General features: G+C 73.3%; 11 protein-coding genes, 1 tRNA gene, 1 other RNA gene and 2 pseudogenes. 9 read left to right on the top strand and 6 right to left on the bottom strand.

Annotation, left to right across the window (positions count from 1 at the left end):
- Nucleotides 1-113: 113 nt before the first annotated feature.
- Nucleotides 114-245, bottom strand: coding sequence for a hypothetical protein (locus ACGFS9_RS09235; protein ID WP_393251715.1), 132 nt, complete (start codon nt 243-245; stop codon nt 114-116).
- An 11-nt stretch (nt 246-256) separates the two neighbouring features.
- On the bottom strand, nt 257-850 hold the full coding sequence (locus ACGFS9_RS09230) for an HhH-GPD-type base excision DNA repair protein (protein ID WP_393251714.1): 594 nt from the start codon (nt 848-850) through the stop codon (nt 257-259).
- A 129-nt stretch (nt 851-979) separates the two neighbouring features.
- Between ACGFS9_RS09230 and ACGFS9_RS09225 the strand changes: the two genes are divergently transcribed.
- From ACGFS9_RS09225 to ACGFS9_RS09200, 6 genes and pseudogenes are all read left to right on the top strand, one after another.
- A complete protein-coding gene (locus ACGFS9_RS09225; RefSeq protein WP_393251713.1) occupies nt 980-3,049 on the top strand; it encodes a penicillin acylase family protein in 2,070 nt (689 codons plus the stop codon).
- Nucleotides 3,036-3,920 (top strand): GNAT family N-acetyltransferase, encoded by an 885-nt coding sequence (locus ACGFS9_RS09220; RefSeq protein ID WP_393251712.1) that lies wholly within the window; start codon nt 3,036-3,038, stop codon nt 3,918-3,920. The genes ACGFS9_RS09225 and ACGFS9_RS09220 overlap by 14 nt, the downstream gene beginning before the upstream one ends.
- Before the next feature lie 65 nt (nt 3,921-3,985).
- Nucleotides 3,986-5,914, top strand: coding sequence for a copper resistance protein CopC (locus tag ACGFS9_RS09215; protein WP_393251711.1), 1,929 nt, complete (start codon nt 3,986-3,988; stop codon nt 5,912-5,914).
- A 404-nt stretch (nt 5,915-6,318) separates the two neighbouring features.
- Entirely contained in the window at nt 6,319-6,543 is a 225-nt protein-coding gene (locus tag ACGFS9_RS09210) for a hypothetical protein (protein ID WP_393251710.1), read from the top strand.
- On the top strand, nt 6,540-6,941 hold the full coding sequence (locus tag ACGFS9_RS09205) for a PIN domain-containing protein (protein ID WP_393251709.1): 402 nt from the start codon (nt 6,540-6,542) through the stop codon (nt 6,939-6,941). The genes ACGFS9_RS09210 and ACGFS9_RS09205 overlap by 4 nt, the downstream gene beginning before the upstream one ends.
- Nucleotides 6,942-7,250: 309 nt before the next feature.
- Nucleotides 7,251-7,421, top strand: a pseudogene (locus tag ACGFS9_RS09200) (site-specific integrase); the annotation flags it as partial.
- A gap of 267 nt (nt 7,422-7,688) precedes the next feature.
- Here the strand turns inward: ACGFS9_RS09200 and ACGFS9_RS09195 are convergent.
- From ACGFS9_RS09195 to ACGFS9_RS09185, 3 genes are all read right to left on the bottom strand, one after another.
- Complete coding sequence (locus tag ACGFS9_RS09195; RefSeq protein ID WP_393251708.1) at nt 7,689-8,303, bottom strand: hypothetical protein; 615 nt, start codon at nt 8,301-8,303, stop codon at nt 7,689-7,691.
- A gap of 329 nt (nt 8,304-8,632) precedes the next feature.
- Nucleotides 8,633-9,046, bottom strand: coding sequence for an Imm10 family immunity protein (locus ACGFS9_RS09190; protein WP_393251707.1), 414 nt, complete (start codon nt 9,044-9,046; stop codon nt 8,633-8,635).
- Between the two features lie 235 nt (nt 9,047-9,281).
- A complete protein-coding gene (locus ACGFS9_RS09185; RefSeq protein ID WP_393251706.1) occupies nt 9,282-9,752 on the bottom strand; it encodes a hypothetical protein in 471 nt (156 codons plus the stop codon).
- Between the two features lie 554 nt (nt 9,753-10,306).
- On the opposite strand from ACGFS9_RS09185, the pseudogene ACGFS9_RS09180 reads away from it, so the two are divergent.
- Nucleotides 10,307-11,041: pseudogene (locus ACGFS9_RS09180) on the top strand (tyrosine-type recombinase/integrase); the annotation flags it as partial.
- A gap of 79 nt (nt 11,042-11,120) precedes the next feature.
- Here ACGFS9_RS09180 and ACGFS9_RS09175 read toward each other — a convergent pair.
- A tRNA-Ser gene (locus ACGFS9_RS09175) sits at nt 11,121-11,208 on the bottom strand.
- Nucleotides 11,209-11,279: 71 nt separating this feature from the next.
- On the opposite strand from ACGFS9_RS09175, the gene ffs reads away from it, so the two are divergent.
- Together ffs and ACGFS9_RS09165 are read left to right on the top strand one after the other, a co-directional pair.
- Nucleotides 11,280-11,378, top strand: an RNA gene (gene ffs / locus ACGFS9_RS09170) — signal recognition particle sRNA small type.
- 370 nt (nt 11,379-11,748) lie between these two features.
- A complete protein-coding gene (locus tag ACGFS9_RS09165; RefSeq protein WP_393251705.1) occupies nt 11,749-14,037 on the top strand; it encodes a DNA polymerase III subunit gamma and tau in 2,289 nt (762 codons plus the stop codon).
- Nucleotides 14,038-14,433 lie beyond the last annotated feature (396 nt).

Here is a 14,433-nt window from a genome sequence, read left to right as displayed (position 1 = left end):
CGCGGCGGCGCGGCGGGTGCGGGCGGCGCGGGGCGGGACTCATGAGCGTCATCTCCCCCGCCCGGGCGGGAGGCACCGGGACGGCCGCGAGATGCACCCGCTCGGCCCACATCTCACACGGACCCGGGGAGGGGCCGGGCCCCGGAGCGGATGCGCAGGGCGACGACGATCTCGGTGACGCCGACCGCGACCAGCCAGACACCGCCCACCACCGTCAGGACGGCCACGGACGCGAACGGCGACACGATCGGCACGCTCAGGACCCCGCGGCCTTCGCGGCCTTGGCGGCAGCCTTCATCTCCTGCTTGTGCGCCCGCACCTTCGCCAGCGACTCCGGCCCGGTGATGTCCGCGACGGAGCGGAAGGACCCGGTTTCGCCGTAGGCGCCCGCGGCCTCCCGCCATCCCGCCGGCCGTACGCCGAGCTGCTTGCCGAGCAGGGCCAGGAAGATCTGGGCCTTCTGGGCCCCGAAGCCGGGCAGGTCCTTGAGCCGGCGGAGCAGCTCCGCGCCGGTGCCGGCGTCCCGCCACACGGCGGCGGCGTCCCCGTCGTAGTGCTCCACGAGGTACTGGCACAGCTGGTGGATGCGCTTGCCCATGGAACCGGGGTACCGGTGCACGGCCGGCTTCTCGGAGAGCAGTTCGGCGAACCTCTCCGGGTCGTACGCGGCGATCTCGTGCGCGTCGAGATCGTCCGAGCCCATCCGCCGGGCGATCGTGTAGGGCCCCGCGAAGGCCCACTCCATCGGAACCTGCTGGTCGAGCAGCATGCCGACGAGCGCGGCGAGCGGGCTGCGGCCGAGGAGCTCGTCGGCCTCGGGCTGCTGGGCCAGGTGAAGGGTGACGTCCATGGACCGATGATCCCGCCTGCGTGTTCCGGCCGCTCGGTCACGGCCCCGGTCCGGTCGGCCGCGGCGGGCACGTACGATCGGCGGACAGCAGAGTTAGGTGAGCCTAGCCTTATATGAGGGGGGTGGATCGTGACCGCCGAGACCTACCGGGACGCCTGGGGCATCCCGCATCTGCGCGCCGGGAGCGCCGAGGAACTGGCGCGTGCCCAGGGGCGCGTGACGGCCCGGGACCGGGCCTGGCAGCTGGAGGTGGAGCGGCACCGGGCCCAGGGCACCTCGGCCGCGTTCCTCGGCCCGCAGGAGGTGGGCTGGGACCGGTTCGCCCGGCAGGCCCGGCTCGCCGACACCGCCCGCCGCTGCCTCGTGGCCCTCCGCGACCGGGACCCCGAGACCGCCGCCTGGCTCGCCGCCTACGTCGACGGCGTCAACGCCGGACTGCCCGAAGGAGCCCGGCGCGCTCCCGAGTTCGCCGCGACGGGACTCGTGCCGGGGTGCTGGGAGCCCTGGAGCCCCCTCGCCGTCTGGCTCGCCACACACATCCTGTTCGCCGGCTTCCCGGCGAAGATGTGGCGCGAGGAGGTGGCGCGCGGCCTCGGCGCGGACGCGGTCGGCCTGTTCGCCATGGACGGCCCCGGAACGGCCGGCAGCAACGGATGGCTGGTGAGCGGCGAGCGGACCACGACCGGACGGCCGATCGTCGCCGGCGACCCGCACCGCTTCATCGAGGACCCCGGCGTCTACCAGCAGATCCGCCTGTCCTGCCCGGAGTTCGACGTCGTCGGGATCGCCGTCCCCGGCATCCCGGGCATCGCCCACTTCGCCCACACCGGCACCGTCGCCTGGGCCATCACCAACGCCATGGCCGACTACCAGGACCTCTACCGGGAGCGGCTGCGGAGCGCCGCCGACGGGACCGCGGAGGCCCTCGACCCCGACGGGGTGTGGCGGCCCGCCGACCGGCACGTGGAGCACGTCGAGGTGGCCGGGGGCGCGCCCGTCGCGGTCGACGTGGTGGAGACCGCCCGCGGACCCGTGGTCGCCGGGGGCGTGGACGACGGGCAGGCCGTCAGCCTCCGCTACCCGCCGCGCGTCACCCGCGACCTCGGCTTCGGCGCGCTGCTGCCCCTGCTGCGGGCCCGCCGGGTCGCCGACGTGGACCGGGCGTTCGACCGCTGGGCCGAACCCGTGAACGTCGTACAGGCCGCCGACACCGAGGGCGGGCTGCTGCACCGCGTCGCGGGCCGGGTGCCGGTGCGCGCCGGGGACAACCGGGTGCGGATCGTGCCCGCCTGGGAGCCCGGCCACGAGTGGACCGGCTGGCACACCATGCCGCACGGCCCGATCGAGGACGGCCTCGCCGTGATGGCGAACCAGCGCGGTCCCGCCGCCCCGCTCGGCATCGAGTTCGCCCCGCCGCACCGCGCCGACCGCATCCGCCGGCTGCTCGACGACGGGCGCGCGCTCTCGGCCGCGGACATGCCGGCCGTGCACCGCGACACCCGTCTCGCCTCCGCCGCCGCCCTGCTCGACCGGCTGCCCGGCCTCCGCCTGTCCGGCCCCGCGACCGCACTGCGCGACCGCCTGCTGCGCTGGGACCGGCACATGGACGCCGACAGCGAGGAGGCCGCGGCGTACGCGCGGGTGCGGAGCGCGGTCGTGCGCCGGATCGCCGCTCACCCGGCCCTCGCCGTCCTGGCCGGACCGCCCGCCTGCCCCGACGTCTTCCGCCCCTGGCTGGCGCTCCTCCCGCGCGTCGGCCTCGCCCTGGAGAACCTGCTCGCCGCCCGGGAGCTGTACGGCATCGACCGCGACGCCGTCGTCCGGGAGGCCGTCGAGGAGGTGGCCGCCACCCCGTCCACCGGCTCCACCTGGGGCGACACCCACCGCCTCGCCCCCTGGCGGGCGCTCCCCGGCGCCCCCGGCGACGAACCGGCGCTCTCCGGGGACACCGACTGCGTGCTGAGCACCTCGTCGGTGCCCGGACTGACCGACCTCAGCGTGCGCGGACCCGCCGCCCGCTACGTCTGGGACCTCGCCGACCGGGACGCCAGCCGCTGGGTGGTGCCCTTCGGCGCGGACGGCGTGCCCGGCGCCCGCCACCACCGCGACCAACTCGCCCTCTGGCTCGCCGGGGAACTCGCCCCGGTGACCACCGACTGGGCGGCGCTGACCAAGGAGGAGAGCGATGCCGACCGCTGACGGCACGGGCACGAAGCGCGCCGCGGACCCCGCCCGCACACCGGACGCCCCCGCACCGGACTCCGCCCCGGTCCCGGGCACGACGCGGGCGGCGGACCCCGGGGCCCGACCGGACGCCCCCGCACCGGTACCGGGCGCGGCGGACCCCGGGGTCTCACCGGATGCCGCGGTCGCACCGGCCGGCGCGGAGCCGGCCCCGCGGCCCTACGCGGGCCACCGGGCCGCCGTGCACGAGGAGACCGTCGACGGGTTCGGCACCGTCCGGGTGCTGCCCGTCGACCCGCACGCCGACCTCGACGTCGTGCACGGCTGGGTCGCGGACGAGCACGCCGCGTACTGGGGCATGACCGGGTTCACCCGCCGGCAGGTCCTGGAGACCTTCCTGCACCTCGACTCGCTCGACACCCACCACGCCTTCCTCGCCGTGAAGGACGGGGTGCCGGCCGCGCTGTTCCAGACCTACGAGCCCGCCGCCGACCGCGTCGGCACCTGCTACGAGGTCGCACCCGGCGACATCGGCGTCCACCTGCTCATCGGCCCGCCGGCGACGGCCGACGGCGCGCGCACCGGCTGGTCCGCTTCGCTGCTGACCGTGTTCCTGGGGTACGCGCTGACCGGACTCGACCGGCGGCGCGCCGTCGTGGAACCCGACGTCCGCAACACCCGGGCCGTCGAACGGCTGCGCCGGCAGGGCTTCGAGCCCGCCGGCGACATCGTGCTCCCCGAGATCGACCTGCCCGAGGTCCACCTGCCCGAGAAGCACGCCCGGCTCGCCTTCCTGACCCGCGCGTCCTTCGAGACGAACCGCGCGAAGGCGCCGGCTGGGCCTCCGGGAGAGAATTCCGGCCAAGGTCGCGCCGCGATCCGGTGAGCGCGACGGCGACCGCGTCCGTACCTAACCGAGACCCTGCCCCCTGTGGATGACGGAGACGGCGAGTGAACGGACGCGGGCGGCGAAACCGGCGGCGCGGAGCACGGTTCCTGGCCCTGCTGGGCGGGGTGCTGACCCTGGTGCTGTTCGCGGGGGCGGGCGGCGCGTCCGCGCACGCCGCGCTGACCGGCGCCAACCCGCAGGAGGGCAGCGTGGCGGCGACGGCGCCGCGCGCCGTGACGCTGCGGTTCAGCGAGTCGGTCGCGCTGCTCGACGACTCCGTGCGCGTCCTCACCCCCGAGAACCGGCGCGTCCACACCGGAGCGCCGCGTCACGCGGACGGCCGGTCCGACACCGTCGCGGTGACCCTGCCGCGCGGCCTCGGGACCGGCACCTTCACCGTCGCCTGGCGGGTCGTCTCGGCCGACAGCCACCCCGTCTCGGGCGCCTACACCTTCTCCATCGGCAAGCCATCGGCGACCGCCGCGCCGCTGCCCACCGCCGACGACGGCGACCCCGCCGCCACCGCCCTCTACGACATCGCCCGCTACGTCGCGTACAGCGGACTCGCGCTGCTCATCGGGGCGGCGGTCTTCGTCCTCGGCTGCGGCTACCGCGGGTCCGTCCGCCGGCCGCTGCTCATCGGCTGGTGGACCCTCCTCGGCTCCACCCTCGCCCTGCTCCTGCTCCGCGGCCCCTACGAGCGCGGCACCGGATTGGCCGACGCCCTCGACCCCGCGGTCCTCGGCGACACCCTGACGAGCCGGTCCGGCATCGTGCTGGTGGTGCGTCTGGCGCTGCTCGCCGCCGCCCTCCTCGTCCCGGCGCGGGCCCCGATGCGGGAGGAGGGCCTGCCGGGCCGCGGCGTCCTCGCGCTCGGCGGACTGCTCGCCCTCGGTCTGGCGGTCACCTGGGCCGCCGGGGACCACGCGTCGGCCGGCATCCAGGTCCCGGTGGCGATGGTCTCCTCCGTGCTCCACCTGCTCGCCATGGCCGTCTGGCTCGGCGGGCTGGCCATGGTGCTGACCGCGCTCCACCGCCCGGACGAACCGGTCCCCGCGCCGGTCGTCGCCCGCTTCTCCCGGCTGGCCCTCGCCTCCGTCGCCGTCCTCGCCGTCACCGGCGTCTACCAGTCCTGGCGCGGCCTCGGCTCCTGGGACGCGCTCACCTCGACCGCGTACGGCCGTCTCCTGCTGCTCAAGACCGGCGCGGTGGTGGTGCTGCTGGCCGGCGCGGCCCTCTCCCGCCGGTGGACGGCACGGCTCGCGGCGCCGTCCACCGCGGAAGCGGTCCCCGCCCCGCGCGTCCCGGTGCCGGTGGTGGCGGGCGGCGGGCCCGCGCCGGCGGAGCCGCAGGCGGACGCCGGCGCCGGCGGGCGGGCGGAAAGCGGCGGGCGGACGGACGAAGGCGGCGCCGGGCGGGGGGACGACCGCGGCACCGGGCGGGAGGACGATCCGTCCGACACGGCGGACGACCCGGCCGGCGGGACGTCCGCGCGGACCGACACGGAAGGACACCGGGGGCTGCGCCGCTCGGTGCTCGCGGAGGTGACCGTCGGCATCCTGGTGCTGCTGATCACGACCATGCTGACGGGCACCCAGCCTGGCCGCACGGAGGAGGAGACCGCCGCGGCCACCGCGGCGGCCGACCGCCCCAACGCGCTGACGACGCTGGTCCCCTTCGACGTCGGCACGCCCGGCGGCCGCGGCAGGGTCCAGGTCGAGCTGACGCCGGGCCGGGTCGGCGAGAACGCCGTCCAGGCCCTGGTGTTCGGTCAGGACGGCGGCGTCACGACGGTCCCCGAGGTGCGCATCACCTTCACCCTGGAGTCCCGGAACGTCGGCCCGATCGACGCCGAGATCAGGGACAGGGGCGGCTACTGGACCGCCGACTTCGTCACCCTGCCGCTGCCCGGGCTGTGGACCATGAAGGTCACGGTCCGCACGACCGAGATCGACCAGGTCACGGTGGAGAAGAAGATCCGGGTCCTCTGAGGCGCCCGGACCCGGTTTCCCCCGCCGGCTCCTTCGGCGTCGCCCGGCACGGGAGCGGCGAGGACTCCCGCGCGGGCGGGCGGGTCCGCGGCGTGGGCCGCGCCGGTCCGAGGGCCACGCCGCTCGGCGCTCCCTCGCGGGGCGGGACGGCGGGGGTCCGCCACGGAGGGCTCGACGCGCACCGTTCCCCCGGCGGTTTCGGCGACGGGGGTGCGGCCCGCCGCACGCAGCGGCGGGACGACGACGAAGGGCCCCTGTTTCCAGGGGGCCCTTCGGCATGCCAGGTTCCGAGGAGTGTGGGGGAGCCGGCGATCGCTGCCGGCCGACCGGCTATGGGAAGCAGGCGGCACGCGGCGCGCATACCGCAGTATGCTTGCGTCTATGGCTGACACACACGCATCACCGTGACGCTCCCCACCGAGCAGGTGGCGGAGCTGAAGAAGATCACGGACAACGTCTCCGGCTACGTGGCCGAAGCGGTTGCCAGGCAGATCCGGCACCAGCTCCTCGGGGACGACCTGCGCAGCCACGCAGACGAGCACGGGGCCTTCAGTGAGGAGGAGTTGGCCGAGGCGCGGGCGCGGATCTTCGGTACGACGTCGGCTGCCGGCGGCGCGAGCGCCGCGTGAGCGGGCACATCGAGACCGTCGTCCTGGACAGCGAGGGGCTGTCGGCCTGGGTGGCACAGGACCGCAAGGTTCTGGCGATGTTCCAGGTGTTCCACGACATGGGAGCGGACCTTGTTGTCAGCGCCAACACGGTCGTGGAGGTGAGTCACGCAACGGTGAACCTGCCTCGACTGCAATGGGCACTCTCCCGGGTCAAGGTGGAGCCGATCACGGAGGCAGCGGCCAAGGCGGCGGCCCAACTGCTCAAGGGTGCCGGTCTGCACGGACACAAGTACGCGATCGATGCCACTGTCGCGGAAGCGGCCTTGCGTCAGCCTGGCCCGGTCGTCATCCTCACGTCGGATGTCGATGACATGGCCCGGCTGTGCGGCGGCAAGCTCCGGATGATCGGGCTGTGACCGCGACATGTCCCGGGAGCATGGACAGATGCGCGTGGATCCCCCCGAGACCGGAGTCACCGCCAGCCAACCCGCGACGGGCGAACGAGGCATCGACGGATGCGGGGGCACGACTGCGTCCAGCGTCGAAGCTCGTCAGGGTGCGACGTCGGTTGGTGGCCGGTGGCCAACGTGACGTGTCCCGTCGGATGGCGTGGTTCCCCGCAGTCTGCGCCGGTCGCCCGTAGAACGTGAGCGTGCACGTCTCCCGCTTGAGGCAATGACCCGAACGTCGCCTGCAGACGCGACCAAAACCGCGAACAACACGTGGTCATGGGCCGGATCACGGGGTGGGAGCCGGGCGGCGCCGCCCGGATGCGGGCGCGGTACCTGCACGTGCCGGACGCGATGCTCAAGGACGTGGCCCGGAAAATCGCCGAAGCGATCTGGGGAGCCCCGGAGACACCCGCTGTGGACAAATACCAGGACAACGGGGTCTGAGGACAACGACGAAGGGCCCCCTGTTTCCAGGGGGCCCTTCGACATCGTGCCCGGTGAGGCACTGGCGGAGGATACGAGATTCGAACTCGTGAGGGGTTGCCCCCAACACGCTTTCCAACTGTGTTGGTGGGGTGCGGGGCGGTGTACACGGGCGTTCACCTGCGTCCATCGGCGCCTGGGCTGCCGGTGGTCCTCAGGCCCCGGTCCTGTCTGAACGTCCGTGAATGGTGCTGAATGAGACGGAAACTGAGACGGCCGCACACGGTTCTAGGCAGCTTCCCAACTGAAGCGGCCCTCCAAGCGGTCGGGGCTGAGGTAGGCGAATCCGCTGCCGTACGCGAAGTTCAGAAAGTACGGTCCGTCGTCCTCCATCCCACCGAGGCAGAAGAAGAAGCGCCACGGTGCCTCCACTGCGGCCCAGTCCGGATAGGCAGGCTTGCCTCCCAGGTAGTCCCGGACATCGACCGTGCCGTCCTCTTCCAGGCTGCGCTCCACCGCCTCCGGGACGGCTGTGGTCCGGATCTGGAACTGGACGGACACCTGCTCCTCGTCGGGGCCGAACCGCCACAGGGAACGCCCCTTCGTCCCGGCCGGCCCGATGGCGGCGAACTCGGGAACCCGGCCACCGGGCTGGATGAGCAGGACAGCCTCGCCGTCTTCCGGGTCCGCCCCACCAGTCTCGTAGTCGTCATAGGACAGGAAGAGGTACGCCATGCGCCGCTCCTCGCCCGGTTCCATGGGGACGGGAAACTGTCCGATGAAGTCCAGGGGCTCCGCGGTGTGGGGGTGCACCGGCCAGCAAGGCTCATCCAGCCACACGGGCTCACCACCCAGTTTGGCGACGGGCTCGGTGATGGGCTCCTCGACAGGCTGGAACGTCATCTCCAAGCGAGGGTGGTACCCGGCGTCGTACGGGCCTTCGGCCTCCTCGTCCGGGCGTGGCAGCAGCATGCCCGGACTGTAGCCGTCGGCTTCGACAAACCGGCTCGGCAGCCCCACCCGCAGTCGAGGCCACTCAGGCTTGGAAGCTGCGGGCCAAAGGTAGGTGTCTGGCCAGAGAACCGTAAGTTCACGTCCAGGCGGCAGCCTTCTGATCCGTAGCTCTATGCAGGTCGGTCGCGAACGGTCGTACCGGTCGTGGCGCGACCTTTCGAGGGCACTGCCGAGTGCGCGCGGTTGCTGTGGTTGCTGTACTCCGCTGCTGTAACGCGCTACAGCTTGATCAGGCTTGGGCGAGCATCCGTACGCCCGTACGCCAGGATGCGCGGCAGAACCTCGCGCATACGCGCCACGTCCGCTGTCGGCGCCCGAAGCAAGGCCTCCACGACGGGATCGGCCAAGCCAAGGGCATCCAAGGACGAGGGGTCCAAGGTCACCCGCAGCACATCGCCGTCCAGTTCCACTTCCCGCACACAGCCATAGGCGGTGCCCTGGTCGGGTGTAACGAGACAGTGTGTGTCCGTGCCGAGGCTTACTTCCTGCGCGTCGGGCTCGTCGAAGTCGCACATGAACAACAGGGAAAAGGCCTCCTCGGCGTCCGACTCGGCCACCCCGGCCATCATGCAGTCATCCTGGTCCGGATCGTCGAGCCCGCATGCGAACTGCGCCGTGAATCTGTACGTCATACGGGTGTTCTAGCACTTGGGGCTGACAGCCGGGCTCGCATCGCTCGGCCGGCCGACCGCGCCTCGGGTGCACCCCAGCAAGATGCGCCACCCATCTGGTCCGACACTTGAACCTGTGGCCTCATCCTTATCAGGTCGACACGGGGTGGTAATGGCGTCGGCCGACAGCCTGAAACCCTCGACCGATGATCCGCCGGGGTCCAGAGCTGACCGCCGGAGTCCGCGCCTGTTGGTGTCAGGCATTGGTGTCAGACGCTGGAGGCCCCTCGGTCGCCAACTGAGCCGCCAGGGCGTTGAAGGCCGTCACGTACCTGTTCGCTGCGCGCAGGGATGTCGGGTCGGGCTTGACAGTGAAGGACTGCACGGCTCCGTTGCCGAATCGGATGTTGATTGCGGCAGCGCCCTTATTCTTCCGGCCTGCGGCGATCGCAGCCGTACCCATGGTGGTAGCACCTGCGATGAGTCGTGTTGCGGTCCATGCCTTATGGGCATCGGCATCGAAGAATTCAGCGCTGCCGCCCTGTATCGGGCCCAAGGGAGTCATGCCCTGGCGGGAACGGGGCCAGAGGTGCAGCAAGGCCGCTTGATTCAGTTCCTTCTCGGCGAGGTGGGCCGCCCGCCACGTCTTCAGTGCGGCTTCCTCGCTGTGCTGCACTTCGCGTCGGGCGGCACGAGCGGCTGCCTTATCTGGGTTGCGCTTGAACATTTCCCCTCGTCCTTGTCTGGATGATCGGCCTGCATGCGGCCGTGAGGGGCGATCTGGGTGGATCGTCATCTTCTATCTGCCAGTCTAGGGGCGCGGGCGGTCGGTGTCTTGACGTGCTGTCTCACGCCAGACGGACAGACACAACCGTCACCACCAATTACCCCGCTCCCATCCCGTCCGTCGTCGACCCACACACCGTGGAGCGGGCGTGGTTCAGGGCGTCAAGGTGGAGCGCGCCACTGTACGAACGACCTTGACGCCCTGGGCCTCGTCCGCTCGGCTCTGCCTGGGTCGGCGGTGGACGGGATGGGAGCTCCCCACGCACGCCCCTACGGCCCCGCGGTCGGGAACGGCGCCCCCTCCATCCCGGTGCCGGCCGATCCCCCGCCGGAGGCACTGTCTTGACCGCGGGTCGCTCTATGCGGTGATCACCTCATGGCCACCGGCCCTATCCACATGTCGGCGCGCGTCGGCGCAGCGCGGGCGGAGCGGGCCGAAGGCAGGAGCGGCGCCCGCAGCGGAGCCGGGAGCGCGCCCGGCAGAGCGGAGCGCAGCCGGGGCTTGAGGAGGAGGACATCGAGCCGTTCACGATCGAGGAGGTGCAGAGCCTGCTCGTCGAGGCGGCCAAGCTCCGCAACAGCGCGCGCTGGGTGGTCGCCCTGGCGCTCGGGCTTCGGCAGGGGGAAGCGCTCGGGCTGCACTGGGAGGACGTCGACCTCGACGCGGGATACGTCCGCATCCGGAAGAACAGACTTCGACCCAAGTACGCGCATGGCTGTGGGGACGATCCATGCGGCCGGAAGGCCGGCTACTGCCCGACGCGGGAGCAGACCCGGCGTGAGCACAAGTCCACGAAGTCGCGGGCAGGACGCCGGACGATCGGTCTGCCAGATCCGCTGATCAAGATTCTCCGGCAGCACCAGGAGGTCCAGGAGCGCGAGCGGATCGCGGCCGTTGCGGACTGGGAGGGCAAGGGGTACGTCTTCGCCTCGCCGATCGGTGGGCCGCTGAGCCCGAACACGGACTTCCACGTCTGGAAGCGGCTTCTTGGGGATGCGGGCGTTCGGGACGGGCGGCTGCACGATGCTCGCCACACTGCGGCGACCGTGCTCCTGATTCTCGGCGTCCCGGACGTCGTGGTCGACGCGATCATGGGATGGGAGCCCGGGGGAGCGGCCCGGATGCGCGCTCGGTACATGCACGTCACGGGACCGATGCTCCGGCAGGTCGCGCAGCAGGTCGGGCAAGCGCTGTGGGAGCTGCCCGGAGCCCAGGAAAAATCCAACTGAGACGAAAACTGAGACGGACAACGACGAAGGGCCCCGCTGCAAGCAGCGGGGCCCTTCGACATCGTGCCCGGTGAGGCACTGGCGGAGGATACGAGATTCGAACTCGTGAGGGGTTGCCCCCAACACGCTTTCCAAGCGTGCGCCCTAGGCCTCTAGGCGAATCCTCCGCGGCAAACAATACAAGACGTTGAGGAGTGCTCGCGAACTCGTTCCCGCCCGCGGGATCCTGTACCCTGTGTGGAGCCCCTCACGTGGCGCTATCTGACTGAACTCCCCCAGGGCCGGAAGGCAGCAAGGGTAGGTTGGCTCTGGCGGGTGCGTGGGGGGCGCTTGCGTTCCCGGACCGGGTGTCGCCGCCCCGCTCCCGTGCTCCCCGGTTCACCGCACCTCCCGGGTTCACCGGCATCTCCCCGGTTCACCAGCATCTCCCCGGTTCACCCGTGCCTCCCGGGTTCACCGGCATCTCCCCGGTTCACCCGCGCCTCCCAGGTTCACCGGCAACCGGCATCTCCCCGGCTCACCCGTGCCTCCCAGGTTCACCGGCATCTCCCCGGTTCGCCCGCCGCCCGCGGCGTGCCGGGGCGAGAGGGGCGGCGGGGGCCGCTCCGCCCCGTCGCGCCCCGAGGGCGGGGACCGAGTCCGGGGTCACGTCGGGGAAGGCCCGCGGACGGTCCTGCTTGTCAGCGGGCGCCTATAACCTCGTAGGCGTGTCGTCTCTCGCGCTGTACCGCCGCTATCGCCCGGAGTCGTTCGCCGAGGTCATCGGGCAGGAACATGTCACCGACCCGTTGCAGCAGGCGCTGCGGAACAACCGGGTCAATCACGCGTACCTGTTCAGCGGTCCGCGCGGATGCGGCAAGACGACCAGCGCGCGCATCCTGGCCCGCTGCCTGAACTGCGAGCAGGGCCCGACCCCGGCACCGTGCGGGGAGTGCCGCTCCTGCCGCGACCTCGCACGCAACGGACCCGGCTCGATCGACGTCATCGAGATCGACGCGGCCTCGCACGGCGGTGTGGACGACGCCCGCGACCTGCGAGAGAAGGCGTTCTTCGGTCCCGCGAGCAGCCGGTACAAGATCTACATCATCGACGAGGCCCACATGGTCACGTCGGCCGGCTTCAACGCGCTGCTGAAGGTCGTCGAGGAACCCCCGGAGCACCTCAAGTTCATCTTCGCCACGACCGAGCCCGAGAAGGTCATCGGGACGATCCGGTCGCGGACCCACCACTACCCCTTCCGGCTCGTGCCCCCCGGCACCCTGCGGGACTACCTGGGCCAGGTCTGCGGGCAGGAGGGCATCCCCGTCGAGGACGGCGTGCTGCCCCTGGTCGTCCGGGCCGGCGCCGGGTCGGTGCGGGACTCCATGTCCGTGATGGACCAGCTGCTGGCCGGCGCCGCCGACGACGGTGTGACGTACGCCATGGCGACGTCGCTCCTCGGGTACACGGACGGCTCGCTGCTGGACTCCGTGGTCGAGGCGTTCGCGGCGGGGGACGGCGCCGCCGCCTTCGAGGTGGTGGACCGCGTCATCGAGGGCGGCAACGACCCGCGGCGGTTCGTCGCCGACCTGCTGGAGCGGCTGCGGGACCTGGTGATCCTCGCGGCGGTGCCGGACGCCGCGGAGAAGGGCCTCATCGACGCCCCGCTCGACGTCGTGGAGCGGATGCAGGCCCAGGCGGGAGTCTTCGGCGCCGCCGAGCTGAGCCGCGCCGCCGACCTCGTGAACGACGGGCTGACGGAGATGCGCGGCGCCACCTCGCCCCGCCTCCAGCTCGAACTGATCTGCGCGCGCGTCCTGCTCCCCGCCGCCTACGGCGACGAGCGGTCCGTCATGGCCCGGCTCGACCGCATCGAGCGCGGGGTGAACTTCTCCGGGGGCGCGACCGCCCCCGCCATGGGGTACGTCCCCGGTCCCGAGGCGCACGGCCCGGCGGCGCACCAGGCCGGGCCGGCCGAGGCCGCCGGACCGGCCGTTCCGGCGGGCGGCGGTCTCGCGGCGGCCCGCGCCGCGGCGCGCGGCGCCGGGGGCGGACCCGGCTCGGGCGGAGCAGCGCCGGCGGGCGCCGGCACGGGAGCCGGACCGGCCTCCGCGCCCCCGCCCGAGAGCGCGCCGACCGGCCCCCCGACGCCGGCCCCCGCGCCCGTCCCGCAGCCTGCCCCCGCCCCGCCCGAGCAGGCTCCGGCCGCTCCCGCCGCCGGAGCCGCTCCGGGTGCCTGGCCCACCGCGGCGCCCGCCGGCAGCGGCAGGCGGCCCGGCGGCTGGCCCACCGCGGCCCCGGCGGGCGGCGGGCGCCCGCCGCAGCAGGCGCAGACCCCCGCCGGGCCTCCCGCCCCTCAGCAGCCCGCCGCCACGGCGCCCGCGCAGGCGCCGGCCCCGGGCGGCCCCGACCCCCGCACGCTCTGGCCGAACATCCTGGAGGCGGTGAAGAACCGCCGCCGCTTCACCTGGATCCTGCTCAGCCAGAACGCACAGATCACCGGCTTCGACGGCTCGACCCTCCAAATCGGCTTCGTGAACGCGGGAGCGCGCGACAACTTCGCGAGCAGCGGCAGCGAGGACGTGCTGCGCCAGGCGCTGTCGGAGCAGTTCAACGTGCAGTGGAAGGTCGAGGCGGTCGTGGACGCCGCCGGCGGCGCCGCCCCGGCGGCCCCGCCGGCCGGAGGCGGCTACGGCGGAGGCGGCTACGGCGGCGGAGGCGGCCAGGGTGCGGCGGGCCACGGGGCGCCGGCGTCGGGCCGGCGCCCCGCTCCCCAGCCGTCGGCACCGGCACCGCCGTCGCCCGCCCCGCAGAGCGGACCGCCCGCCGGGCACGCGCCGGGCGGGGGCTCGTCCGCGCCGACGCCCCCGCCGGCCCCCGAACCCCCTCCGGTCTCCCCCGAGGACGACATCCCGGAGGACGACGACCCCGACCTGGACGAGTCAGCCCTCTCGGGCCACGACCTGATCGTCCGCGAACTGGGCGCCACGGTCATGGAGGAGTTCTCCAACGAGTGAGCGCCGGGCCGGTCCGCCGGCTCACGGCCCGCCCGCCGGGGCGGCGGGGCTCCCGCGCGCGACGACGCCCGGACGGCCGCCGCGTCGGGTCGGTCGGCCCCACGTCCGGTCGGTCGGCCCCCACGTCCGGTCGTGCCGGCCGGGTTCGTCGGGCCGTCCGGTCGGCCGCCGCCTCCGTCCACGCGGGGTGCCCTCCGCCCGCTCGGTTCCGCCGGTCCGATCGGGCGGCCGGCCAGCTCACCTGTGTCTCCCGCTCCCGGCTTCTCGGCTGCCCGTGCCGGTGCCCAGGCACGCCCCGCGCCGGTGCCCCGGCGCCTCGTCTCCCTCCGCCTCGGGCCCCTTCCGCTCGGAGGATCGCACCAACCCCGCGGGCGGGCGTCTTCGGAAGCCCGCACA

This window comes from Streptomyces sp. NPDC048566, from assembly GCF_043199735.1.
Lineage (GTDB): Bacteria > Actinomycetota > Actinomycetes > Streptomycetales > Streptomycetaceae > Streptomyces.
Note: the sequence above shows the minus strand (reverse complement) of the source record. Positions and strands in the feature narration are given on the sequence as shown.